The sequence below is a fragment of the Herbiconiux sp. UC225_62 genome, from assembly GCF_042694625.1.
Lineage (GTDB): Bacteria > Actinomycetota > Actinomycetes > Actinomycetales > Microbacteriaceae > Herbiconiux.
Genome location: NZ_CP170551.1, coordinates 234,591 through 258,651 on the forward strand (window position 1 = coordinate 234,591; position 24,061 = coordinate 258,651).

Annotated in this window: 24 protein-coding genes; 10 read left to right on the plus strand and 14 right to left on the minus strand. The window is 69.3% G+C overall.

Translation table 11 applies throughout. From position 1 onward, the window contains the following. Positions 1 to 23: 23 nt before the first annotated feature. Positions 24 to 701, minus strand: coding sequence for a hypothetical protein (locus ACFJGU_RS01190; RefSeq protein ID WP_382306925.1), 678 nt, complete (start codon positions 699 to 701; stop codon positions 24 to 26). Next, positions 698 to 1,813, minus strand: coding sequence for an adenosine deaminase (gene add, locus ACFJGU_RS01195; protein ID WP_382306927.1), 1,116 nt, complete (start codon positions 1,811 to 1,813; stop codon positions 698 to 700). The genes ACFJGU_RS01190 and add overlap by 4 nt, the downstream gene beginning before the upstream one ends. Before the next feature lie 193 nt (positions 1,814 to 2,006). Between add and ACFJGU_RS01200 the strand changes: the two genes are divergently transcribed. Together ACFJGU_RS01200 and ACFJGU_RS01205 are read left to right on the plus strand one after the other, a co-directional pair. Continuing rightward, positions 2,007 to 2,495 carry a nucleoside deaminase gene (locus ACFJGU_RS01200; protein WP_382306928.1) on the plus strand — a complete coding sequence of 163 codons (489 nt, stop codon included), beginning with the start codon at positions 2,007 to 2,009 and terminating at the stop codon, positions 2,493 to 2,495. Positions 2,496 to 2,524: 29 nt separating this feature from the next. Continuing rightward, positions 2,525 to 2,983, plus strand: coding sequence for a PPC domain-containing DNA-binding protein (locus ACFJGU_RS01205; RefSeq protein WP_382306930.1), 459 nt, complete (start codon positions 2,525 to 2,527; stop codon positions 2,981 to 2,983). Between the two features lie 39 nt (positions 2,984 to 3,022). On the opposite strand, the gene ACFJGU_RS01210 is transcribed toward ACFJGU_RS01205, so the two are convergent. Both ACFJGU_RS01210 and ACFJGU_RS01215 read right to left on the minus strand, forming a co-directional pair. After that, on the minus strand, positions 3,023 to 3,766 hold the full coding sequence (locus tag ACFJGU_RS01210; RefSeq protein ID WP_382306932.1) for a creatininase family protein: 744 nt from the start codon (positions 3,764 to 3,766) through the stop codon (positions 3,023 to 3,025). 110 nt (positions 3,767 to 3,876) lie between these two features. Beyond that, positions 3,877 to 4,650, minus strand: coding sequence for a hypothetical protein (locus ACFJGU_RS01215; RefSeq protein WP_382306934.1), 774 nt, complete (start codon positions 4,648 to 4,650; stop codon positions 3,877 to 3,879). 131 nt (positions 4,651 to 4,781) lie between these two features. Between ACFJGU_RS01215 and ACFJGU_RS01220 the strand changes: the two genes are divergently transcribed. Continuing rightward, positions 4,782 to 6,806, plus strand: a complete 2,025-nt coding sequence (locus ACFJGU_RS01220) for a DUF262 domain-containing protein (RefSeq protein WP_382306936.1) — start codon at positions 4,782 to 4,784, stop codon at positions 6,804 to 6,806. Between the two features lie 7 nt (positions 6,807 to 6,813). Here the strand turns inward: ACFJGU_RS01220 and ACFJGU_RS01225 are convergent, their stop codons facing one another. Both ACFJGU_RS01225 and ACFJGU_RS01230 read right to left on the minus strand, forming a co-directional pair. Continuing rightward, the gene (locus tag ACFJGU_RS01225; RefSeq protein ID WP_382306938.1) at positions 6,814 to 8,289 is read right to left on the minus strand and encodes an SDR family NAD(P)-dependent oxidoreductase; all 1,476 of its coding nucleotides are present in this window, start codon (positions 8,287 to 8,289) and stop codon (positions 6,814 to 6,816) included. A 38-nt stretch (positions 8,290 to 8,327) separates the two neighbouring features. Next, entirely contained in the window at positions 8,328 to 9,026 is a 699-nt protein-coding gene (locus ACFJGU_RS01230) for a DUF1275 family protein (RefSeq protein WP_382306940.1), read from the minus strand. A 146-nt stretch (positions 9,027 to 9,172) separates the two neighbouring features. On the opposite strand from ACFJGU_RS01230, the gene ACFJGU_RS01235 reads away from it, so the two are divergent. Then, on the plus strand, positions 9,173 to 10,117 hold the full coding sequence (locus ACFJGU_RS01235) for an AEC family transporter (RefSeq protein ID WP_382306941.1): 945 nt from the start codon (positions 9,173 to 9,175) through the stop codon (positions 10,115 to 10,117). Between the two features lie 24 nt (positions 10,118 to 10,141). Further along, positions 10,142 to 11,611 carry a DHA2 family efflux MFS transporter permease subunit gene (locus tag ACFJGU_RS01240; protein ID WP_382306943.1) on the plus strand — a complete coding sequence of 490 codons (1,470 nt, stop codon included), beginning with the start codon at positions 10,142 to 10,144 and terminating at the stop codon, positions 11,609 to 11,611. Here the strand turns inward: ACFJGU_RS01240 and ACFJGU_RS01245 are convergent. The 6 genes from ACFJGU_RS01245 to ACFJGU_RS01270 form a co-directional block, all read right to left on the minus strand. Next, positions 11,572 to 12,072: a DUF6790 family protein gene (locus ACFJGU_RS01245; protein ID WP_382306945.1), complete on the minus strand. Its 501-nt coding sequence runs from the start codon at positions 12,070 to 12,072 to the stop codon at positions 11,572 to 11,574. The genes ACFJGU_RS01240 and ACFJGU_RS01245 overlap by 40 nt on opposite strands. 77 nt (positions 12,073 to 12,149) lie before the next feature. Beyond that, on the minus strand, positions 12,150 to 13,001 hold the full coding sequence (locus tag ACFJGU_RS01250; protein ID WP_382306947.1) for an ABC transporter permease: 852 nt from the start codon (positions 12,999 to 13,001) through the stop codon (positions 12,150 to 12,152). A 1-nt stretch (position 13,002) separates the two neighbouring features. Then, a complete protein-coding gene (locus ACFJGU_RS01255; RefSeq protein ID WP_382306949.1) occupies positions 13,003 to 13,842 on the minus strand; it encodes an ABC transporter permease in 840 nt (279 codons plus the stop codon). Between the two features lie 13 nt (positions 13,843 to 13,855). Beyond that, positions 13,856 to 14,902 (minus strand): ABC transporter substrate-binding protein, encoded by a 1,047-nt coding sequence (locus ACFJGU_RS01260; RefSeq protein WP_382306950.1) that lies wholly within the window; start codon positions 14,900 to 14,902, stop codon positions 13,856 to 13,858. Between the two features lie 90 nt (positions 14,903 to 14,992). Next, positions 14,993 to 15,829: an ABC transporter ATP-binding protein gene (locus ACFJGU_RS01265; RefSeq protein ID WP_382306952.1), complete on the minus strand. Its 837-nt coding sequence runs from the start codon at positions 15,827 to 15,829 to the stop codon at positions 14,993 to 14,995. A 34-nt stretch (positions 15,830 to 15,863) separates the two neighbouring features. Beyond that, positions 15,864 to 16,601 (minus strand): SDR family NAD(P)-dependent oxidoreductase, encoded by a 738-nt coding sequence (locus ACFJGU_RS01270; RefSeq protein ID WP_382306954.1) that lies wholly within the window; start codon positions 16,599 to 16,601, stop codon positions 15,864 to 15,866. Between the two features lie 234 nt (positions 16,602 to 16,835). Between ACFJGU_RS01270 and ACFJGU_RS01275 the strand changes: the two genes are divergently transcribed. The 4 genes from ACFJGU_RS01275 to ACFJGU_RS01290 are packed head-to-tail and all read left to right on the plus strand — an operon-like array spanning position 16,836 to position 20,793. Beyond that, positions 16,836 to 17,717 carry a DUF6282 family protein gene (locus ACFJGU_RS01275; RefSeq protein ID WP_382306956.1) on the plus strand — a complete coding sequence of 294 codons (882 nt, stop codon included), beginning with the start codon at positions 16,836 to 16,838 and terminating at the stop codon, positions 17,715 to 17,717. 27 nt (positions 17,718 to 17,744) lie between these two features. Further along, positions 17,745 to 19,949: a LuxR C-terminal-related transcriptional regulator gene (locus ACFJGU_RS01280; protein ID WP_382306958.1), complete on the plus strand. Its 2,205-nt coding sequence runs from the start codon at positions 17,745 to 17,747 to the stop codon at positions 19,947 to 19,949. A 17-nt stretch (positions 19,950 to 19,966) separates the two neighbouring features. Beyond that, a complete protein-coding gene (locus tag ACFJGU_RS01285) occupies positions 19,967 to 20,572 on the plus strand; it encodes a hypothetical protein (protein WP_382306960.1) in 606 nt (201 codons plus the stop codon). Beyond that, positions 20,569 to 20,793, plus strand: coding sequence for a hypothetical protein (locus ACFJGU_RS01290; RefSeq protein WP_382306962.1), 225 nt, complete (start codon positions 20,569 to 20,571; stop codon positions 20,791 to 20,793). The genes ACFJGU_RS01285 and ACFJGU_RS01290 overlap by 4 nt, the downstream gene beginning before the upstream one ends. A 31-nt stretch (positions 20,794 to 20,824) precedes the next feature. On the opposite strand, the gene ACFJGU_RS01295 is transcribed toward ACFJGU_RS01290, so the two are convergent. Beyond that, the gene (locus ACFJGU_RS01295; RefSeq protein ID WP_382306964.1) at positions 20,825 to 21,361 is read right to left on the minus strand and encodes a GNAT family N-acetyltransferase; all 537 of its coding nucleotides are present in this window, start codon (positions 21,359 to 21,361) and stop codon (positions 20,825 to 20,827) included. 176 nt (positions 21,362 to 21,537) lie between these two features. On the opposite strand from ACFJGU_RS01295, the gene ACFJGU_RS01300 reads away from it, so the two are divergent. Continuing rightward, on the plus strand, positions 21,538 to 21,909 hold the full coding sequence (locus ACFJGU_RS01300) for a helix-turn-helix domain-containing protein (protein WP_382310476.1): 372 nt from the start codon (positions 21,538 to 21,540) through the stop codon (positions 21,907 to 21,909). Positions 21,910 to 22,714: 805 nt separating this feature from the next. On the opposite strand, the gene ACFJGU_RS01305 is transcribed toward ACFJGU_RS01300, so the two are convergent. Further along, positions 22,715 to 23,980: a hypothetical protein gene (locus ACFJGU_RS01305; RefSeq protein ID WP_382306966.1), complete on the minus strand. Its 1,266-nt coding sequence runs from the start codon at positions 23,978 to 23,980 to the stop codon at positions 22,715 to 22,717. Positions 23,981 to 24,061 lie beyond the last annotated feature (81 nt).

Here is a 24,061-nt window from a genome sequence, read left to right on the forward strand (position 1 = left end):
GCGGGGTGGTGCGGTGGGGGAGATCAGCGTGGCCGGTCGACGAGACCCTCGGCGAGGGTCGGGCCGACGAAGGCCGCGCTGGGGGTCGACCAGTGCCCGAGGAGGGCGCCGGTCGAGATCGAGAAGCAGGGATCGAGACCCTCGACCACGGGCGGGGCATCAGGGTGCAACGCGGCATCCGTGACGCAGACGACCGGATGACCGTGCAGCGTCCGCGCGACACCGGTGGCATCGGCGGTGAGCACGTGGCGCTCGAGCGCTCCGAGCAGGGCGGCCTGCGACAGGAAGCCGCGGAGCCCGGGGTCGTCCAGGCAATCGGCGGCGGTCTTCGTGCATCCGTCGATCCAACGGATGCCGCCATCGCTCGTCAGTCGCACCGCGGACTTCTGCACCCCCAACGGGCTGTCGCCCTGCGCGACCACGTCGATGGTGACGGAGTAGAGGTCGCCGTCCCGGGTCGACGTGATGTGCTCGACGTAGAGGGGTTCGGATTTCGTTCCGGTCACCGTGTAGCCCTGGGGCCAGGCGGCGACGATCGGGGCGAGTGCGATCTCGGCGCCGTCGACGGTCGGCGATTCCGCTCGCGATTCGGTCGGTCCGCCGACGACCACCAGGACGACCAGCAGCGCCGCCGCGACGGCCGCGAGCCCGAATGCACTCACGACGAACCGCTGTGTCCGGCCCGCGGCGCGGGCGCTCACGGGGCCCCCTCGGGTGCAGCGGCGCGTGCCAGCTCGACGAGCAGATCGCGCTTGAGGTCGTCGTCGGCGAACGAGGCGCGGATCGACTCGGCCGCGAACCCGACCAGGTCGGCGCGGTCGAAGCCGTAGGTGGCGGCGGCGACGGCCCAGTCCTCGTCGAGGGTGCAGGCGAGCGGTGCCGGGTCGTCGGTGTTGAGCGTGACGCGCACCCCAGCGTCGACCAGCTGCGGCAACGGATGCGACGCCCAGTCGGCGTAGAGCCCGAGCGCGACGTTCGAGCGCGGACAGACGCCGAGCGGAATCCCCTCGTCGACGAGCCGCCGCACGAGCGCGGCGTCCTCGATGGACCGCACACCGTGATCGATCCGTTCGGCGTGGAGGTGGTCGAGCGCGTCCCAGACCCCTTCCGGTCCGCTGGATTCGCCCGCGTGCACCGTGCGGTGGAAGCCGGCCGATTCGGCGGCCCGGAACGCGGTGCGGAACTTCTCCCCCGTGCGGCCACTCGACTTCTCGTCGCCGTCGACGCTGAGCGCGACGACGCGGCGTGGGCGCTGGTCCGCGAGGGCCGCGACGACGTCCTCCGCCTCTCCCGACGACTGGGAGCGCAACAGCGAGTAGGCGATGTTCGTGACGCAGAGACCGTCCTGCTCCGCTTCGTCCAGGCCCGCAGCCAGCGCCTCCATCAGCTCGATCTCGCGACCGTGCCAGGCGTTCCAGTGGGTCGGGTTGACGATGACGTCGGAGTAGCGGATTCCCGAGGCCGTCTGGCGCGCGGCGAAGGCGTAGGCGACCCGGGCCGCCTGCTCGCGGGAACGCACCAGGCCGCACTGCCAGTCGAGGAAGCGGAGGAATCCGCTGAGGCCCGCTCCTCCGACGCCGTTCCGCGTACCGCCGGTGGTGATCTCGGGCATCGCGAAGGCGTCGTGGGTGCGGACGTCGAAGACGGTCGCCGCCGGACCCGGGAGCCTCTCGCCGCTCTCCTTCGCGAGCCGAAGGATGTCGACGAGCGCGAAGGTGCCTTCGAGGTGCACGTGCACCTCGGCCTTCGGGAGCAACCGGATGTCCTGCTCGTCGATACGGACGGCAGAGGTTGCGAGGTCGACGGCGGGCATACGGGCCTTTCGGGAGGACGCGGAGCGCGGAAGCGGTGCGGTCAGCAGGCTATCCGCCTTCAGCAGCTTGTTAACAAGTTGAGCGCAAGATGTCTCGCGACCGTAACGCCGGCGTAACACAACGTCGCATTCGCGCGGTTTCATGGAATCCTGAGAGTGATCGGAAACGATCTTGTACACATGTGGAGGACCTATGCCAGACCGACTGTCGCACGCCGAGACGGAGCTCCTCCGCGCGAGCCTCGCCGTCGCGGAAGCCTCCCGCGCCGACGGCAAGCACCCTTTCGGGGCGATCGTCTCGGATGCCGCCGGAGCGATCGTCTCCTCGTCGGGCAACAACTCCCTCCCGCCGGACGGCGACCCCACCCAGCACGCCGAGTTGCGCGCCGTCGCCGCCGCGTTCCGCGCCGTGGGGGCCGAGGGCATGGTCGGCAGCACCCTCTACACGAGTGCCGAGCCGTGCGCGATGTGCTCGGGGGCGGCGTACTGGACGGGCATCGACCGCGTGGTCTACGCCCTCTCCGAGCGACGCCTGCTCGAGCTCACCGGCGATCATCCGGAGAACCCGACGTTCTCCCTGCCCTGCCGCGAGGTGTTCGCGCGCGGCCAACGCACGATCGCGGTCTCCGGCCCCCATCTCGAGGACGAGGCCGCCGAAGCGCACCTCGGCTTCTGGAACTGACCCGCTCCTTCGCTCGAGAGGACCGACGGATGTTCGCCGCCGAGATCGTCACTGGCCGCACCTTCATCGCGGTGCTCGAACCCGGCGACGACGTGCTCGGCGCGTTGGCGAGCGCCTGCGCACAATTCGGTGTCGGGAGTGCGTACATCCCGGTGTTCTTCGGGGCGTTCACCGAGCTCACCATCGTCGGCGCCGAACATCCGCCGCCTGATGAAGACGACCCGCTGCAGGAATCCGTCGTCGTGCGGAATTCCGAGGGACTCGGTTCAGCAACGGTCGCACGCGGCCCGGAGGGCCCTCAGGTGCATCTGCATGTGTCGGTCGGCGCGAAGGGCGATTCGGCCCGGGCAACCGCAGGGCACGTGCTCGGGGGCACGGTGCAGTACCCGACCGAGGTCGTCATCACCGAGATCCTCTCCCCGGAGCTGTCCCGGCAGCCGAACGACCGCGCGCGCGGCCTCGTGACGCTCACGTTCGACGCATCCTGAGGCCGCCGGACGTCGCCGGAATGCTGTGCCCGACGGGGCCTACGGGGCTCCGATGGCAGCAAGATGGGCGTCGACCTCGGCGATCGACCGCTCGACGACGAACGAGACGATCGCCTCCCCCTTCACGGCGGATGACGGCCGCGGATCTCCGAACACCCCCGTAGGCGACAGCGTGTCGAATCGGATCGGCCGCTTCCCGAAGTCAGCGGGAAGCTCCGGGTACGCCGCGGCGTACCGCTCCGGGTGCACGAGATCCGGCTCCAGCGCGAGCACCATCGACGTCTCGATCTCGTCGGCGTGACACAGCCCCGGCGCCGCCCACGGGCTCTCCTTGACGCTGTCGCCGACCTCGACCAGGCCCGGGTAGTCGAGCACGATCACGTCGGAGCCGGCGATCGACAGCTGACGTGCGGCGGCGTGGACGGGTGCACGGTTCCCGTAGTCCCCGTTGACGATCACCAAGGTCGTCACCCCGAACGACATCGCCGACGTGGCGATGTCGACGCAGATCGCGGTGACGGTCGACGCCGACAGCGAGATGGTGCCCGGGAACCCGGCGTTGTCCCAGGTCTCTCCGTACGGTACCGGCGGCAGAAGCAAGCCGGAGTAGTGGTCGGCGAGCCTCGCTGCGATGGCGGCGCACTGGATCGTGTCGGTCGTCAACGGCAGGTGCGGGCCGTGCTGTTCGAGGGCACCGAACGGGAGGAAGGCGATGGTGTCGCCCGCGGCGATGTGGTCGCGCACGTCGGTCCAGCTTGCGGCGGAGAGGTCGATCATCGGCATGCGCTCACGATACCCGCAGCGCCGCGCGACACCGTTTCCCGCCCCCGCTGCAAAAAGCGGATGCCCCGGTCACGTGACCGGGGCATCCGTCGTTCAGAGAGGGCTGAGGATCACGCCTCGCTCATCGCGGTCTTCTCGGCCTGGCCCTTGGCGGCGTAGTACGCGGCGCGAGCGGCGTCGCGACGGGCCTGCTCGGCCTGGCCGGCGTCGAGCACGTCCTGCGACACCTCGACGTTCGGCACGTTGGTGCGGCCGTTGTACTTCTCGATGTAGGCGTCGAGCTCGGGGCCCGAGGTCCACGAGGTGATGAGGCAGTAGCGCGGGTCGGGACCGGGGTGGGTCGCCGCGTGCCACAGACGCTGCGTGTCGACGATCAGCTGGGCGCCGGCGGGGAGCGCGATGCGGTACTCCACGTCGGGCTCGGTGCGGTTGTCGCGCAGCACGAAGAAGCTGTCCTTATCGTCGGTGAGGTTGAAGAACCCGCGCACCACCCAGCCGGTGCCGTCGGGGTTCAGCCGGTTGTTGTCATCCTGGTGCAGGTTGTAGAGGGTGTCGGCGTAGGTGTTCGGCTGCAGCTCGATCACGCGGCAGCGGCCGACGTTGGCACCCGGCTCCTGCGCGCGGCGCGTCAGGTTCGGGGCGAGGGCGGTCTGCGAGTCGATCCACACGCCGTCCTTGTCGGTGCGCGGCGGCACGTGGTTCCAGAAGCCGTTGCACTCGATCTCACCCTTCGCCGAGGCGAGAGGAGCGAAGCGGGTGTCACCGGAGGACTTCCAGTCGACGTACTCGATGTCGAGCCATTCCTTGGGGTCGAGCTCCTGCTGGTAGCGGTCGAGTACGACGTAGCCGGTCTCTTCGAGAGCGGCGGACTTGATGTAACCCATGCGAGTTTCATTCCCTTTCGTCTTGGGCCAGCACGTTTAACAGGCCCAGGTAAGGTCAGCCTAACAGTCGCCCCCTGAGAGCCTCGCGTGCCACGGCACCACGACACGAACATCCCGTAAACTCGCTCCCTATGGTCACCGCTCTCGTCTCCGCCACCAACGTCGAAGCCACCGCCGTCAACACCATCGCCTGGCTCTCCGAGGCGTCGACCACCATCGTCGTCCCGGTCTACCAGCGGCAGTACCGCTGGGACATCGGCGGCTGCGAGCAGCTGCTCGGCGACATCCGTGCCGTCGCGGATTTCGGCGACGACCGGCACCGCCACTTCATCGGCTCCATCCTGTCCACCGCGGCCGACGACGATGACGACGACGCCGAGCTCGTGCTCATCGACGGCCAGCAGCGCATCACCACGCTCATGCTGCTCGTCGCAGCACTGCATCACACCGTGAAGGATGCCGACGCCGAGCTGGCGGCCGAGCTCGCGAAGGTCTTGGTGCGCGCAGGTGACCCGACGCGCACGAAGCTGCGCCCGCACCGCGGCTGGGCCGAGATCTTCGAGAGCGTCGTGCTCGACCACCGCTCGGCCGAGGAAGGCCTCCGCGACTCCCGCTTCGACGACAACTACGCCTTCTTCCGCAGCCAGGTGCGCCTGGACGAGGTGGCGCGGATCTGGCGCGGCCTGCAGAAGCTCGAACACGTCGCCATCACGCTCGGTCCGGATGCGAACGCGCAGCAGATCTTCGAGAGCCTCAATTCCACGGGCGAGCCGTTGCGCGATCACGAGCTCATCCACAACTACGTGCTGATGGGCCTCTCGCACGCCGAGCAGAGCGAGATCGAGGACGACTACTGGCTGCCGATCGAGCAGAACACCGGTGAGGTCATCGGCAGCTTCTGGCGCCACTACCTGGTGATGATCACCGGGCGCGAGGTAGCGATCGCCGGCGAGCGCGGCGTGTACGACGCCTTCCGGCACGAGTTCCCCCGGCTCGACCTGGCGACGTTGCGGGCGCACGCGACCGAGTGGCGGGAGTACTCAGATGCCTATCGCGTGCTGCTCGACCCGGCCCAGGAACCCGATCCGGAGATCGCGCAGCAGCTCGGCTACCTCAACACCTTCGGGCGCGGGATGTACCCCCTCGTCATGCGGGCCTACGTCGACTACTCGCACGGCGAGCTCTCGAGGGAGGCGCTGATCGGGCTCCTGGAGCACGTGCAGTCGCTGCTGCTCCGCCGCACCGTGGTGGGCGTGAGCAACGACCGCCTGGTGGCGCGCCTCTGCCGCGCCCGGGCGGCCGGAACCGACGAGCTGGTGCGGGCGATCGCCCGGGTGACACCCTCCGACGAGCGGGTGCGGGTGGCCCTGAAGTACAGCGAGCTCCCCCACACCGCCTACGTGCTCGGCCGCATCGCCGGTGTCGCCGGCCCGGCGGGCCTCGACGTCGACCACGTGGTGCCGCTCGCCCCCTCCGACGACTGGAGCGGCGACGGGGTGCGCGAGTGGTCGGAGTACACCGACGACGAGCAGAACAGCCACCGTGCGCTGGCGCAGACGCTCGGCAACCTCGCCCTGCTCGAGCAGGAACTGGCGGAGCGCGCCTTCGGCGGCTCCTTCCCCGAGAAGCGCGGCCTCTACGCGCAGAGCGCGGTGCCCACCACCCGCGAACTCGCGGAAGTCCCCGCCTGGGGCACGGCCGCGATCGCCGACCGCACGGTGCGCCTCACCGAGATCTTCTTGACTGTCTGGAAGCGCCCGGCCGTGGTGTCGATCGACGACGACGGGCTCACCCCCATCCTCGACGCCGTACGCCGGCGGGGCTGGCCGCGCGGTTGGGAGCGCGAGTTCGAGTATGTGGAGTACCGCGGCGAGCATTGGGAGGTCTACGACGTCAAATACCTTTTCAACCGCGTCTTCAAGCGCCTCTGGGCCGACTCCCGCGAGAGCGTGGTGGCCTTCAGCGCCCGCCGCGGAGGGCCCATCTACGAGGCGCAGTCGTGGAACGGCCATTGGGACGCGCTCGACGAGTCGAACTACCTCTACATGGGCTGGGATTCGAAGTACATGCTCACCGCGGTGCAGGGCGTGCTCGAGGAGGCGGGGCTCGCCTCCGACGTCTTCGTGAAGTACTCCTACATCGGCGCGGTGATGTGACGCAGGATCACCAGGTGCTGGGCGCGTAGTCCTTGAGGAAGACACCGAACAGGTCTTCGCCGGCCTGACCGCGCACGATCGGGTCGTAGACCCGCGCGGCGCCGTCGACGAGGTCGAGCGGGGCATGGAAGCCCTCCTCGGCGAGCCGCACCTTCGTGGGGTGCGGGCGCTCATCCGTGATCCAGCCGGTGTCGACGCTCGTCATCAGGATGTTGTCGCTCTCGAACATCTCGCGCGCGCTCGTGCGGGTGAGCATGTTCAGCGCGGCCTTGGCCATGTTGGTGTGCGGATGCCCCGGACCCTTGTATCCGCGCCCGAAAACGCCTTCCATGGCGCTGACGTTCACCACGTAGCTGCGCCGGGAGCCCGTGGTCCGCATCGCGGCGCGGAGCCGGGAGATGAGGAGGAACGGCGCGGTGGTGTTCGCCAGCTGCACCTCGAGCATCTCGAGCGGGTCGACCTCGTCGACGTGCTGGGTCCAGGAGTTCACGTCGTGCAGATCCGGCACGAGCCCGCCGGCGTCGATCGCCGTGCCGCCGGCGAGCCGTGCCAGCGAGCTCGACCCGGGCGCCATCGCCTGCTCGGTGAGCTCCTCGGCGCGGGCGGCGGCCGCGGCCAGGATCGGGTGCGTGTTCACCGATTCGGCGAGCGCGTGCGGATGCGCGTCGTTGGTGTGCCCGAAGGTGACCAGCTCGGGCAGGGGGCCCTCCGGCAACGGCGCGAGTTCGGCATCCACCAGCGGCTGGTAGGCGCCCGGCGAGCGCCGGACCGTCTGGGCCGCGTTGTTGATCAGGATGTCGAGCGGCCCGGCTGCGGCGACCTCGTCGGCGAGCGCGACCACCTGCGCCGGGTCGCGCAGGTCGATGCCCACGATCTTCAGCCGATGCAGCCAGTCGGCGGAGTCGGGCAGGCTGCTGAAGCGGCGCACGGCGTCGCGCGGGAACCGGGTGGTGATGGTGGTGTGGGCACCGTCGCGGAGCAGACGCAACGCGATGTACATGCCGATCTTCGCGCGCCCTCCGGTGAGGAGCGCCCGGGTGCCGGTGAGGTCGGTGCGGGCATCGCGCTTGGCGTGACTCATCGCCGCGCAATCGGGGCAGAGCTGGTGGTAGAAGGCGTCGACGAGGGTGTAGGGCTGCTTGCAGATGTAGCAGTTGCGCGCCTTCAGCAGCGTTCCCGCGGTGGGTGCGGTGGTGGAGGTGGCGATCGGGATGCCGCGGGTCTCGTCGTCGATGCGGTCGGGCGCCCCGGTGGCCGTGGCGGCGATGACGCTCTTGTCGGCGTCGGCGACGGCGGCCCGGATCTCGCGCCGGCGCTGCCGCTTGACGGCCTTGAACATCAGGGCGGTCGCGCGCCGCACGGCCACGAAGTCGGGATGGCTCTCGTCGAGCTCGGCCATCCGCGCGAGCACATCGAGCGTCACCGCGAGATCTGCGGGCGCGATGGCGCCGGTCGACGGGATCTCAGGGGTCGCGGAGGGCACAGACGATTGTACGCCGCGCCTCGCGGCCCGCGGCGGCCTCAGCTCGGGCCCGACCCGACTGGGCCGTCGGGCGAGCCCGCGCCTTCCGCCCGCGGAACCCACAGCAGCGCGGTTGCGACCCCCGCTGCAACCCATGCGACGACCGGGCCGAGCGGCGCCGCGAGCGCGAGCGCGGCGGTTCCCGCAACCGCACCGACCGGCAGGGCGATCACGGAGAGCACCCGGATCCATTGCCCGGAATGCCGACGTTCCGCCACCGCCTGCATGGTGGTGGTGAGCGTGCCGGTGACGTAGGTAGTGGTCACCCCGTCGATGTCGGTGAGCTTCTTCGCGCCCACGGTCTGGAGCGCCAGGGCCGACGCCGAAAGGGCTATCACCACGCAGCGCTCGAGCAACGCGGTGGTGTCGGGCCGCAGCATCCAGATCACCACCACGACGGTCTGCAGCACGATGGACGGCAGAACCAGCCGACGCACGGCCCGGCGGCGGGTGGCGAACTCCGAGGTCGGCGCCGCCGTGAGGCGGAAGGCCGCATAGAGGACGCCCACGAAAAAGACCACCGCGATCAGGGCCGCGAGCAGAGTCAGCGCGAACTCGGGTCTCGTGAACATGCCGGTGAGGATGAGGTTCCCGGTCATGTTCGCGGTGAAGATGCCGCCGAGCGCCAAGAAGGCGAACGCGTCGGCGGCTCCGGCCGAGAACGACAGCAGGAGCAGTGCCGCGTGAACCCGGCTCATCCGCTCTCCTTCCTGCGGCGTACCCGTCGATCGGAGCGAGTGGCCGACAAGCTAGCAGTTCCGGAGCCTCCGGTACAGCCTGGCGCCGCACCCCGGATCGCTGCTAGCTTGGCCCACATCCATCGGCCACCGGGTCAGGAGGCGGCATGCCACTCCAGATCGCAACGGCGCTGCTCCCCGTCTTCTTCGTGATGGCCCTCGGCTTCGTCGCCGGCAAGACGCGGCTCGTCGACAACCAGAACGTGCGCAGTCTCAACACGCTGGTGATGACCATCGCGCTGCCCATTTCGCTCTTCGTCGTGCTCGCCTCGGCCAGCCGGGCCGACGTCGTGGGGCACTGGCCGATGGCGGCGATCTCGCTGTTCGTGATGGCCGCCGGCTACGGCGCCACCTACCTGGTCTCCCGACGGGTGGGGCGGCAGGATGCGGGCGATTCGGCCGTCGAGGCGCTGACCGTCTCCTTCCCCAATGCGGCCGCGGTCGGCCTTCCGCTCGCCGGCTCCGTGCTCGGGTCCACGGGCGCCCTTGCTGTGGCCACCGTGCTCGCCGTGGGGTCGATCACGGTGTCGCCGCTGACCCTCGCGATCCTCGAGGTCCGGAAGAACGCCTCCGCCGCCGGGCCGCGCGGCCGCACCGTGCTGCGGGCGATCGGATCGTCGCTCCGCAAGCCGATCGTCATCGGCCCGGTGCTCGGTCTCGCCTGGTCGCTCGCCGGCATCCCGCTCCCACCGCTCGTGAACGCGACGCTCTCGGAGATCGGCGCGGTCACCGCGGGGCTCGCCCTCTTCCTCACCGGTCTCGTGATCTCGGCCCAGGCCATCCGGTTCTCCGCCGTCGCCCTCGTCGCGACCCTGATCGCGGTGGTGGGCCGACCGGCCTTGGCGGTCGGCGTCGTGCTGCTCGTCGGCATCACGGGGCAGCTGGCCCAGGAGACCGTCCTCCTGCTGGCCATCCCGGCCGGGTTCTTCGGCCTGCTGCTCGGCCTCGGCTACGGCTCGAAGCCTCCCGCGGCCGGCGCGGCCGTGCTGTTCTCGAGCGTGCTCTCCGTCGTCACGCTTCCCGTCGTCATCGCGCTCCTCCCCGCTCTCTGACCCGTCCGACCGAGAGGTAGAACCATGTCCGTCCCGACGCAGTCCGCACCTCGCACCTCCGCCCGTCGCTGGTGGGTGCTCTCCACCGTCGCACTCGCCCAGCTCATGGTGGTGCTCGACTCGACGGTGGTGAACATCGCACTGCCCGCCGCCCAGGCCGATCTGGGGTTCTCGGACGGCGAGCGCCAATGGGTCATCACCGCCTACTCGCTGGCCTTCGGCAGCCTGCTCCTGCTCGGTGGGCGACTCTCCGACCTGATCGGCCGCAAACGCACCTTCATCGCCGGCCTGATCGGCTTCGCGCTGGCCTCGGCCGTGGGCGGCGCCGCTCCCGGGTTCGCCACACTGGTGGCCGCCCGGGCCGTTCAAGGCGCGTTCGCGGCCCTGCTCGCGCCGACCGCGCTCGCGGTGCTGACCACGACTTTCACGGTGCCCAAGGAGCGTGCCCGCGCCTTCGGCGTGTTCGGGGCGATCGCCGGCGCCGGAGGGGCCATCGGCCTGCTGCTCGGCGGCTTCCTCACCGAATACTTCGACTGGCGCTGGAACCTCTACATCAACGTCTTCATCGCCGTCGCGGCGGTGATCGGAGGCGCGGTCTTCGTGGTCAGCGTCGCGCGCGAGGGGGAACGCCCGAAGCTCGACGTGCCGGGCACCGTGCTCGTCTCGGCCGCCTTGTTCGCCCTGGTCTACGGTCTGTCGAACGCGGAAACCGACGGGTGGGACTCCCCACTGAGCTGGGGGATGCTGATCGCGAGCGGGGTCCTGCTCATCGCGTTCGTGCTCTGGCAGCGCCGCACGCCGCATCCGCTGCTCCCCCTCTCCATCGTCCTCGACCGCAACCGGGGCGCAGCGTTCAGCTCGGTGTTCATCGCCGGTGCGGGCCTGTTCGGCGTGTTCTTGTTCGTCACCTTCTACCTGGAGAAGTCGCTCGACTACACGCCACTCGAGACCGGGGTGGCCTTCCTGCCGATGATCGCGGCGCTGGTGCTCGCCGCCCAGCTGTCGACGAACCTCCTGGTGCCCCGCCTCGGCCCGAAGGTGATGGTGCCGACCGGCATGATCCTGGCCACGATCGGCATGCTGTTGTTCACCCGGCTGACCCTGGAGAGCAGCTACGCCGCCGATCTGCTGCCGGCCTTCCTCGTGCTGGGCCTCGGCATCGGCTCCATCATGCCCGCCTCCATCCAGACGGCGACGCTCGGCATCGACGGGCATTTCGCCGGCGTCGGATCGGCTCTCGTCAACACCAGCCAGCAGGTGGGCGGCTCGATCGGCACGGCGCTGCTCAACACCCTGGCCGCGACCGCCGCCGCGGACTACGTCGCAGCGCACCTGCCCGTGAGCGACGCGGTGACGGCGGATGCCGCGGTGGCCAGCTACGCCACGGCGTATTGGTGGGGTGCCGGCTTCTTCGCCTTCGGTGCGGTGCTCTCGGCGCTGCTCTTCCGCCGCCGTCAGCCCACGGCCGTGCCGGCCCCGGTGGTCCAGACGTAGATCACGAACACCGCGAGGACGACGAACACCAGCAGATCGGTCAGGGTCGCGATCCACTCCTTCGTGTTCTTACCGGACTTCGCGATGTGACGGATGCCGGCGAGCCCGAGGAAGAGACCGCCCGCCACCGCCGCCGGCACGGTCCACCCGGCGAACGGGAGCGACAGGATGCCGATCAGCCCGAACCCGAGGTTCGCGAAGCCGAGCTCCTGCACGATCTGCAGCACCGAGCGGTCGGCCGCCTTCGCGCCGAGGATGTTCCCCGCCGTGAACTCCGGCCGGAAGCTCTGCGAGAGCCCGGCCGTGAACAGGCGGACGCCCACGGCCCAGAACACGAACCAGTTCCCGACGAGCAGCAGTACGTCGCCCGCTCCTCCACCGGCGGAGTAGTCGATCACGACGGACACGATCGGGGCGACGATCATCAGCCCCAGGATCATCACCAAGTACATACCGCTCATGCTGTCGGAGCACCCCGCCGACGGTCAAGGGATGCCGGCACACACCGTGCCCTCGTGCCCTCGCGCCCTCGCGCCCCTCAGTGCGAGTTGCGGTGCCAGGCCAGCAGGCGACTCTCCACCGCCTCGGCCACGAGGTTGATCAGCAGCCCCACGATCGAGAGCAGCAGGATCCACGACCACATGCCGAGGTAGTTGAAGTTGCTCCCCGTGAGCCGGATCTGGTAGCCGATGCCGTTCGTGGCCACGAAGAACTCCGACACGATGGCGAGGATGATGGCGCTGTTGGTGGCGATCCGCAGCCCCGCGTAGATCTGCGGGAGCGCCGCCGGCAGGATGATGCGCCACACGATCGCCGCCCGCGACAACCGGAAGGCCCGGCCCATCAGGATGAGCGTCGGATCGACCGAACCGACACCTCCGGCCGCGTTGATCACGAGGTAGAGCGAGAGCGTGTACGCGATGAAGGCGACCCGCATGGCATCCGTTCCACCCAGCACCAGGATGAACAGGGGCAGCACCGCCGAGGCGGGCAGCGCTCGGAGGAACTCGATCACCCAGCTCGTGGTGGAGCGGAAGGGCCTCGACAACCCGACGAGCGTGCCGAGGGCGATGCCCCAGACCGAGCCCAGCGCGAAGCCGAGCAGGGCGCGCCCGATGGTCGGCAGCGCCTGCCCGAGCCAGGCCGACCCGGTGGGCAGGTAGCCGCCGCCGGTGACGAAGAGCTTGCGCGCGTAGTCGGCGATCTGGAGCGGCGAGGGCAGGTGGGGATTCGGATGGAGCGACGCCACCACTTGCCACAGCGCCAGCAGCACGATCAGCAACCCGAATCGCGTCGCGAACACCATCGCCCAGTGGGAGGCTCCGCGCGAGCGCCGAGTGCGTCGCGCCGGCCGGCCGGTCGGGTTCGCCTGTGCGGGGAGGACAGCCACCTCAGCCCTCCTTCGTGGTGGTCGACCAGGAGAAGAATCGCCGCTCGATCACGCCGAGCAGGATGTTGACGAGGAGTCCGAGCAGCCCCGCCACCACGATCGCGGCGTAGGCCGAGAGCACGTCGTTGCCGCCCGCGCGCGCCTCGGCGATCATCCCGCCGATCCCGGCCGATCCGCCGAGGTAGAGCTCGAGCGTGATCACCACGATCAGCGAGATGGTCGACGACACCCGCACCCCTGCCCACATCATGGGCAGTGCGGCGGGGATGACGACGCTCCGCACGACGTCGATCCGGCTGCGCCCGAAACTCCGAGCCATCTCCTTCATGAGCGGATCGACGTTGCGCACGCCGTAGAGCGCGTTGAACATGATGGGCCAGATGCTCGCCAGCACCACGATGATCGTCTTCATCCCGAGATTGGTGCCGAACAGCACGATGGCCAGCGGGATGAGCGCGACGGCGGGGATCGGCCGCAGCATCTCGATCACGGTGCGCGTCGACCGGTAGCTGATCTCCCACAGGCCGAAGAGCGTCCCCAGAGCGATGCCGAGGACGGTCGCGATGACGATGCCCACGAGGAATCCGGAGAGCGTGTCCCACACCTGCTCGTAGAATCGCGGTTCGGTGAACAGCTGCAGGAAGCGCCCCAGGGTCTGCGACAGCGGCGGCACGTAGTCGGGGTTCGCGAACACGTACCGAGCGATGATCTCGAGCAGCAGCCCGAACGCCACCACGCCGCCGAGGGCGAGCACGACGCGCTCCCCGCTCCGCCAGGAGAGCTGCCGCCGCTTCCGTCTGCGCGTCGCCGCCGGGCGCATCCGCTCCGCTTCCACCGTCATCGTCGCGGCCCGCTCAGCAGGAGGCGGGTTCGGGGATGACGAGCGTCGCCACGTCGAACTCCGGCGAGCCGTTCACGGCCACCTCGTCGTCCCAGTCGGCCTGCACCTGCGCGAGGTCGAGCGGACCGTCGATCGAGATAGGAGAGGGCGAGACGTCGATCAGCTTCTGCTCCCAGCCCAGGGTGTCGGCCAGGTACGACTCCATCTCCGGGCGCTGGTTGGCGAGCGCGGCGCCCGCGAGCATGGCGCACTGGAAGACGGCGATGGTGTTGGGGTTCTTCTCGTAGTACTCCCGCGTGGTGAGCCACACGTTCTCGGGTCGCCCGGCATACGGACCACCGCCCACGTCGAACACCGGCACAGCGCCGGTGGCCTTGACGGCCGGCAGGGCGAACGAGGCGGCGATGACCGCGTCGACGGTGCCCGACTTCAGCTGCTCGGCCATGTCGCCGTAGGTGGTGGCCACGACGTTCAGACTGGTGGGATCCGCCCCGGCGTCCTTCATGGCGAGACGGATGCGGTTGGGCCAGCTCCCCGAGATCGCGGTGGCCCCCAGGGTCTTGCCGGCCAGGTCGGCGACCGAGGTGATCCCGGAGTCGGGCATCACGTAGACCACCTGGCGGCCCTCCTCGCTCTCGTAGTTCCCGGCGACGATGAGCGCGTCGACCCCGCTCTGCGCGAGCTGCACGGCACCGCCGGTCGATCCGGGCACGATGGCGATCTCGCCGGCGACGAGCTGGGCACGGCCGACGGTGGCATCCGTCATCCAGTCCGATTTCAATTCGACGCCGTAGTCGGCGGCGGTCGGGGCGCCGAGGAACCACTGGGCGCTGATCGCACCCTGCCACACGGCGCCGGTGATGCTCGACGACTCGGGTTTCGTGGGGTCGGCCTTGGCCGCGATCGCGGCGATGGCGTCGGCCTCCGAATCGGAGCCGGCGGCGTCGCTTCCGCCCGCGGCATCCGTCGAGCAGCCGGCGAGGAGGAGGGCGGCCGCTGCGGCGAGCGCTGCAGCCTGGACGGTGAGGGTGCGCGAGGAGCGCAGGGTGAACGTCGTCATGTGATCGGTCTCTCCATTGAGGTGGGTGCGGTGGTGGTGCGGGTGGTGCGCTTGGTGCGTTGGTGCGCTGTGTGCGCCAGGGGGTGTGTGTCAGCTCGCGACGGCGTCGTCGAGCCGCGGGTCGAGCGCCGGATCGACGTTCTGGATGAGCCGTGCCACCTGGCTCCGCAGGGCGACGAATTCGGCGAGTTCCTTGGTGGCGATCTGATCGCGCGGCGAGGGGAGCGGAACGAGGAGTTCGGCCGCCACGGTCGACGGGGGTCTCGACAGCACCAGCACGCGATCGGCGAGATACACGCTCTCGTCGACGTCGTGGGTGACGAAGAGGATGGTCACCTCGAGCCGGTCGCGGATGCGCAGCACGAGGTCCTCGAGTCCGGCGCGGGTCTGCGCGTCCACGGAGGCGAACGGCTCGTCCATGAGCAGGAGGGTCGGTTGGTAGGCCAACGCCCGCGCGATGGCGACCCGCTGCTGCATGCCGCCCGACAACTGCCACGGGTAGCGGTGTTCGTGCCCGACCAGGCCGACGGCGGCGATGCTCTCCTCCACGAGCTCGCGGCGCTCGGCCGGCGTGTGGTCGTCGCCGCGCAGCGAGAAGGCCACGTTCTTGCCCACGGTGAGCCAGGGCAGGAGCGAACGGCTGTAGTCCTGGAACACCATCGCCATCCCGGGCGGCACCGAGTCCACCACGGCTCCGGAGAGGCTGACGGTGCCCCGGGTGGGTCGCATGAGGCCGGCGAGGATGCGCAGGAGCGTCGTCTTGCCGGCGCCCGACGGACCGACGATCGACACGAATTCTCCCGCGTTCACGGTGAACGAGAGCCGATCGATCGCCCGGTGCGCGTTCGGTCCCTCGCCGTAGCTGTGCCCGACGTCGTCGACGACGAGCAGCGGGGTCGATGGCCCCGGTGGATGTGTGCTGGTCATGGTGCTGCCTCTCCGCGCGTCGTTGCGCTGTGGATCATTGCGCCGTGTGCCCGCCGTCGACGGACAGGATGGTTCCGGTCGCGGCCGGGGAGCCGGCGATCCAGACGATCGCCTCCGCGATCTCCTCGGCTGTGGAGATCCGGCCGAGCGGATTGGCCGCCCGGATCGCCTCGACGGGAGCGCCGAGCCGCGATCCGCGAGCCACCGCTTTGGCCACGAATTCGGTGTCGATCGGGCCGGGCGCCACGGCGTTCACCCGGATGCCGAGAGGAGCGTGCTCGATGGCGCTCTGTCGCGTGAACTGCACGATCGCGCCCTTGGTGATCGAGTAGGCGGACTGATCGGGCGTGCCGGCCAGCCCCGAGGTCGACGCCAGATTCACGATCGAGCCCCGGGTGGCCGCGAGCGCCGGCAATGCGGCCTTCGTGAAGAGGAAGGTTCCCACCACGTTGACCGCGAGCAGTCGCTGCAGGTCGTCGAGCGTGGTGTCGGGCAGGGGCTTGCGCAGGAATAGGGCGGCGTTGTTGACGAGCACGTCGAGCCGCCCGAATCGTTCGAGGGCCACGCGCACCGTTTCGTCGGCGGTCTCCTCCCGGCTGACGTCGCCGGTCACAACGGCGACCCGCTCGTCGGCGACCCACCGGTCAGGGGCGGGAGCGAGGTCGACGGCCACGACGTCGTGACCTCGCGCCAGGAGCAGGTCGACGGTCGCCGAACCCACGCCGCCGGTGGCGCCGGTGACGATCGCGACGGGCCGGATCGGGTCGCTCATCGTTCTCCGTTCGATCGGAGGACGCCCGGTCGGACGCCCATCCCCATCCAACGTCGGCGCGACTACCCCCGATAGCGTAGAGACACCCTATTTGGCCGCGCGGAGTGGCGCCGGAAGACCGCCGAGTGAGGGGAAATACCTGATTCGCCGGGCGATTCCCCCGTTGCCCGCCCGGCACGCCTACTGTTGCCCGCGGCGAGAGTCGCCGCACGCATCAGAGAGGATGTGACCCGCTTGACCGCGATCGACGAGCTGCTCCACGGGGCGATCGACCTCCACACCCATTCCGGCCCGTCGCCGATGCCCCGCCGGATCACGCACGTGGAGGCTGCCCGCCAGGCCTCGGAGGCCGGCTTCCGCGCCATCCTCGTGAAATGCCACTACCACAGCACCGTCACCGACGTGCTGGCCATGGCGCCGGAGCTCGACGGCCTCGACACGCAGGTGTTCGGCGGCGTCGCCCTCAACAGCGTCACGGGCGGGCTCAACCCGCACGCCGTCGACCTGGCTCTCCGCCTCGGCGGCAAGATCGTCTGGTTCCCCACCATCTCCTCGGCGGCGCATCTCGCCCACGCGAAGACGAACGCGAAGACCCGCTCGCACTTCCAGCCGCTCGGCATGATGGCCCAGGAGGAGGTCCCCGTGCTCGACGACGACGGTGAGGTGCTGCCGCGCGTGCGGGAGATCATCGGGCTCGTGCGCGAGGCCGGAGCGATCACCGGCACCGGGCACCTCGGCGCCGACGCGGCCTCGGCCGTGGTACGTGCCGCCGCAGAGGCGGGTCAGCGGCGCATCCTGGTGAGCCACCCGAACTACATCGTGGGTCTCGACCACGAGCGGGCCCGCGAGCTGGCGGCCCTCGGCGCCACCTTCGAGCACGAGATCGGCATGTACGACTCGGGCACGCTCTTCCCCTTCGAGGAACTCCTCGGCTGGATCGACGCCGTCGGACCCGAGCACACGATCATCGGCTCCGACCTCGGCCAGGAGGGCAATCCGCTGCCCGTCGAGGGCTACCGGCGATTGCTGCCTCGGCTGCTCGACGCCGGGGTGCCGGAAGCCGACATCCGTCTGATGATCGGCGGCAACCAGGCCTTCCTCCTCGATCTAGACTAATCCGTCGAAGTGGGCTTGTATGATTGTATGACAAAGTTGGAAGAGCTCCGCGAGACCGGCGGTTTCGTCGGCCGCCGGAGCGAACTCGAGACAGCAGGACGTGTGCTGGCCGACCAACGGCTGCTCACCATCACCGGCCCGAGCGGAGTGGGCAAGAGCCGCTTCGCGGCCAAGCTCGCCGAGCAGGCCGGACGCCTGCATCCGGATGCCCCGATCGCTGTCGATCTGCGCGATTCTGCCGACGATCCGACGCTCCCCTCCCACGGCCACACGGGCCTGGTCGTGCTCGACGACGCCGACGCCGTCGAGCCCGCTCGAGTGAGGGCCCTCGCCCGGCGCCTCCTCGCCGACTGCCCGGGGGTCGTGGTCGTGGTCACCAGCACCACCAGACTCGGCCTCCCCGGCGAGCACCTGCTGGAACTCCGACCGCTCCGCTTCCCTCCGCGCGGGCACGTCTCGGCGCGCGCGATGCTGGAGTGGGACGCGCCGCGGTTGCTCGTCGACCGCATCCGCGCGCTCGATCCCGGCTTCGCGATGACCTCCGCCGCCGTCCCCGTGCTGCAGGAGATCTGCGCCGAGAGCGACGGCCTGCCGTCGCTCCTCGAGCTCGCCGCGGCGGCGACGCGCTTCCTCTCCCTCGAGGCGGTGCGGGATGCCGTCCGCTCCCCCGATTCGCTGATCGATCTGCTCCCGGCGGCGCGCACCATCGGGTCGAGGGCGAGCCGCACCGTCCTCGATGGCGACGAGCCGGAACGCCTGCTGCTGGGCGTCGCATCGCTGCTGCGCGAGCCGGTCACGATGGACTGCCTCACCGCGCTCGTCGACGACGACCCGCGTCGGCGCGCCGAACTCGTCGGCGCCTTCTGCCGCCTGGTCGACCGCTCCGCGCTCGTCAGCGATCCCGACGTCGACGGCGCCTTCCGGGTGATGCGGGCCGTCGCCCGCGCCGCTCTCGTTTCACTCGAGGGCGACGGCACCGGCGCGGTGTTCGAGCGGGTGGACGCGCACCTCGTCGCGTTGCTGGAGTCCTTCGCCGATTCGCCGACCGGCCCGGGCGAGGCGTCGCTGGCGCAGCACCTGCTCCACCACCGCCGCGGTCTCGAGCGGCTCCTCACCCGTCTGTCCGGAGATCCCGACTCGGCCGGGCTGGCCATCCGGCTCATCGTGCGCCTGCGTCGGCAATGGAGCGCGCTCGGCCTGGTCTCACACGCCCAGGTCTGGCTCGAGCGCGCGGTCGCCACCCGGCCGCAGCGCGACTCGCTCACGGCCGAGGCGCTGCGGACGGCCGGCTTCTTCGCCATTCTCACCAGTGACGTGCGACGGTCGTCGGAGCTGCTCGCGCAGAGCCTGCCCCTGGCCTCCGCCGGCGACGACGAGACCAGCCGGGTACCCACCGCCTTCCTCCAGGCGCTGGTGCACGTGGGCGAGCTCGATCTCGACGCTGCGGAGAGCCTCTTGGAGGAGGTCGTGGAGCGCACGCGACGGAGCGGCCGGGTGGAGCTGCTCGCCGAGCAGTCGTACTTCCTCACCCTGATCAAGGTGATCCGCGGCGACCACGAGCGGGCCGAACAGGATTTCCAGGCCTCGCTGGCGTGGATGCGGGCGCGCGGCAACCGCTGGGGCATCGCCCATTCCCTGGTGCCGCTGTCGATCTCGCTGCTGGGTCGGGGGCTCGACGAACGGGCCGCGGAGACGGCACGCGAGGCGCTGGTCATGATGGACTCCTTCGGCGACCGGGTCGGCCTGCCCACCTGCCTTCGCCTGCTTGCCGTGCTCGCCGGCCGCCGAGGTGACGCCGGCCGCGCCGCCGTGCTTCTCGGCGGGGCCGGACGGATGGACGGCACCTGGACCATGGCCCGGGAGGCCATCGGCAACTCCGTCGAGGTCGGTGTGCGGCGAGCGCTCGGTGCCCGCCAGTTCGCGCGCCTCACCGAACAGGGACGGCGCCTCGAGCATCGCGAGCTGATGCGCCTGGCGCTCGAGACCGGCGACACGGCGCGTGCCCTGCGGCCCGGAGTCCTCACCCGGCGCGAGTCGGAGATCGCAGAGCTGCTCGTCGAAGGCCACAGCACCGCCCAGATCGCCGCCCAGCTGGTGCTCTCGACCCGCACGGTGGAGGGGCACATCCAGCGGATGCTGCACAAGCTCAACTTCCGCTCGCGCTCGCAGATCGCCGTGTGGATGAGCGACCAGCTCGGCCTGGGCGGCGGCATCCACATCCTGGCGAGCTGACCCACGATCGGAACCCGATGCCTCGATTCACCCCACCCGACCCGTCCGGCTACTCGGAGCGCCAGCGCGAACTCGCGGCGCGCTACGCCCCCGAGCGCCGCCCAGAGGCGCACGCGGTGTTCCCTCTGGCTGACGGCGACGGCCGACTGCTCGGCCCGCCGGCCCTGTGGGTGCTCTCGCCCGACATCGGGTTCAGTCTGGCCGAGTTCGGCTACCAGATGCGCTGGGGCATCCACCTCTCCGGCCTGGCGCGCGAGGCGGCGATCCTCGCGGTCGGCTACACCCTCGAGAGCCCGTTCGAGCTCTTCGCCCACGAGCGGGCGGCACGCGCCGAAGGCTGGACGGACGCCGACCTGGCCGTGATCGCCGAGCGCCGGATGCCGGCCTCGGCCGACGCCGAGGTGCGGATCGCGCTCGAGGCCGCGTGGAGCATCCTGGACACCGGCACGCTCGACGACCGTCTCTACGCCCGCGGTCTGGCGATGCTCGGCCTCGAGCACCTCTTCCAGCTGGTGACCCTCGTGGCCTACTATCGGCTGATCGCGACCCAGCTCGCGGCGTTCGACGTGCAGCCCCCCGGCGTTCGGAGAACGGAACCCGATCCACTCGAGGAGACCGGATGAACCACGACCTGCTCGCCGAGGCCGATCGGATCGTGGCAGGGCTGTCGGCCGGCAAGCGGGAGGCCGTGCGCGAGATCGTGGTGAACGCGGTGCACCACGGCTCGCTCGACGACGGCGCCCGGAGGTTCCTCGTCGCCGCCACGCAGAACACGTTCCTCGCCGACGTGCTGACCGAGGCGCTCGCCCACGACGACACCCCGAAAGGGCTCCCCGACCACTGACAGCACTTCGCCGGCAGCACGCGGATGCCGCTCAGCCGCCAGTAGCCCGATCGCTCGGTCCACTCGGTACCAGATCCTTCTGGAACCAGTGCTGCGCGTACGGCTCGTCATTGAAGGGCGGCACTTCGACGAACCCGGCCGATTCGTAGAGGCGCCGGGCCTCGGTGAGGGTGTGATTCGTCTCCAGCCGCAGTGTGCGCATCCCCCGGGAGTCGGCCTCGCGCTCGAGGTCGACGAGCAAGCGGCGCCCGAGCCCGAGCCCCCGCACGCGGGGAGACACCCACATCCGTTTCACCTCGGCGATCCCGGTCTCGGGGTGGAGCTTGAGCGCCCCGCATCCCACGGGCTCGTCCTGCAGGGTCGCCACGAGGAGGAGGCCCGCGGGCGGAGTCATCTCGTCGTCCGTGGCCGGATTGCTGACGGATGCGTCGAAGCCCGTCTCGAAGCGCGCTTCCAACTCGTCGAAGTAGGACCGCACGCAGGCGCGCGCGTTCGCACCGCGCGGGTCGGCGATCCCGATGCGGATGAGTGAAGCAGTGACCTGCACGCGACGCGCCTGTTCCCGCATTCCCTGACTGTAGCCAGCGGTATCGGAGGAGGGCAATCGACTACCCGGACAGGGTCATCCGGAGACGACGAAGCCCCGATGACAACGAATTCTCATCAGGGCTTTCCGTCGACCTTGTCTACCTCTGCTCAAACAATTCAGCGACCCCCGTTACGGCCGACAAAATCCGCCAAGTCCTGAAGTCCGCCGAGGGTGACGCACCAGCTGTTCAAGCCACCGTTCGTACACGCCCCTGGACTCGTCTCTCCCCCGCAGCCCAAGCCGAGGTCATTCGCAAGTACTCGAACGGCAGCGCGACATCGACTGCTCTCGCCGACGAGTTCAAGGTGGCCAAGTCGACCATCCTCCGAATCCTCCGCGAGAACAACGTTGTGGTCCGACGACAGCCGCTCACGGGCAAACAGGTGACCCAAGCCACGAAGCTCTACGAGTCGGGCCTGTCACTCTCCAAGGTCGCCAATCAGATGGCGGTGAACCAAGAGACAATGCGCGTCGCCATCCTCGCCGCCGGCGTCAAGCTGCGCCCGCCGACCGGCGGCCGAAGATAGGCGTCATCAAGCTATCGCGCCGGGCGTACGCCGCGTCGTTGACCATTCCACAACGGGATACCGACCCCAAGGGATTGTCGTGCACGAGCAAGAGGCGCATAGTCATTAGGAGAACGGCGTATGGAAGACCGCTTCATTCGACGAGTACGGCTGGAATCGAACGACGCCAAGTCGTCCCCATTCTCGATACCCGCGGTCAGCAAATCGAGACAATGAAGTTCGCTTCCTTGCCGGTGACGTTTCTGGTCGGCGAGAACGGGAACCGACCATCCACCATCGTCGAAGCGATAGCGGTGGCTGCGCCCAGGCGTCCCGATCGACCCAGTCGAGGCCGGAGATCGATACGTTGAAGCAGTACGGCCATGGCGCGCCGCCCTCATGCGCCGACAGCAGCGATGTCGCTGCCAAATGGAGATGCCCAATATGCCCAGAAGGAAACCAGAACTAGCCTCGAGTCGCGCCACTGACCACGCGCAGACGTGGGTGGCGTGATGGCAGCGCCTTTCCATCCCGACCTGGCCGCAGCACGGTGGATCCCTCCCTTTTCCTATACCGCAGCACTTGCGAAGAGGATGCGAAAGCTCACTCCTCGCGGAGCAACGCCGAGCGATGGCGTGACTGTCGATGAGGTGGTCGTGGCGCGCGACGTTCCCCTACGGATCTTCCGCCCGTCTGATGCATCGGGCCCGATTCCGGTGCGGTTATGGATGCATGGCGGCGGGCACCTTTTCGGGTCTCCTGGGCAAGACGACGGAGCGAATATTGGTTTTGTCCGCGATCTCGGTATAGCCGTTGCGGCCGTGCGCTACTCCTGGCCGCGTAGGTACCGCTTCCCGGCGACGATGTAGGCATGGATCTGCTGGGCGGACGTTGTGATTGACGCTTCACCGCGGCGGCGCACGATGCTGAAGAAGGCACCTTCTACTTTGCCTTCAGCGATGGCGCCGTGAACAAGATACGGCTGCATCTCGCTGGGCTGCTTGGGCACGTAGACAGCAAGCACGCTTTCCGTGGGGTTGACCTGAAATGTCTCGACGAGGAGACCATCGAGCGGTGGGACGATTCGCGCATCGAGTACCTCGCGAATCTGCGTCGGGTTGAGGTACTGATCCGCCACCGGCGTCAGGGTGCCGATCTCGTTGTTGCCGCCGCTCGTCTCGCGATACCCGATCACTAGCACCGCGTCCACGTCACTGTTGGCAAAGCGAGCAACATCCTGGGCTAGTTCGATCTTGGCCTTGTCGCCTGGCGTGCCGGAGACCCAGATCGGGTGCATCGCAGTCTTGACCTCGAGGTAGTCCGACTCCTTCTCTCCGATGAGCAGGTTGAGGTGACCACCGCGCAGCAGGTTGAGTACGCCGGCCGCATCGAGAGGACCGCTTCGTGTCGCCGACAGGTAGTCGGCGAGTGCTGAAGCAGCGTCCATGAGGACCGACGCAGTCTCATTGGGGTCCGCCACCAACGTGATGTTTGCGTCGTGGGATAGGCCGGCGAGGATCGCCCGTTGCTCTGCATTGAGCTGCGCCGCGTGCTCCGGGTCCAAGCCGCTGTTGCTGAAATCGTGAGCGAACTCCTCGGGAGTGCCGCCGCCCGCGAGCGTGAAGTCGACGCTCGCGATGGTGCAGTCGTAGGCCGCGACGATCCGCTGGAGCCCTGCCGCGATATCCGCAGCCGATCCCGGAGGCTCCTGCGGATAGCGTTCGGTTACCCGCGCGACCACCTGGCCGTCCTGGACGTCGAGGTGATACCGATCGTCGAGGTCGAGGATGTTCTCGTTCACCGGCGGCGCTGACCGATCGATGTAGATGGCGGTGCCGTAGTAGTTACCCTCTACCGCCGCAGCAAGGCTTGAGAGGCCGACGGGGCGCAGCTCGGATTCTGTCGCGACGAATGGCCCGTGGTCGATACGCACCATGTCGCCCGTCGCGCCGATCCCGAGGCTCCGCGACCGATCTTCAGCCTCATCCGGAACTTCGGTCAGCAGGTACCGCGTCTCATTGCCCAACCTGTCGTAGGTGAGCACGTACACAGCCGAGCTATCGAGAGCGGCTGCTGCTGCGGGATCCGTCATGAGGACAATTCAACCGTCCGGCGGCCACAGGCGCGAGCGTTGTATTTTCTACGGCACCATCGGTCTTGTAAGTATCGCGCT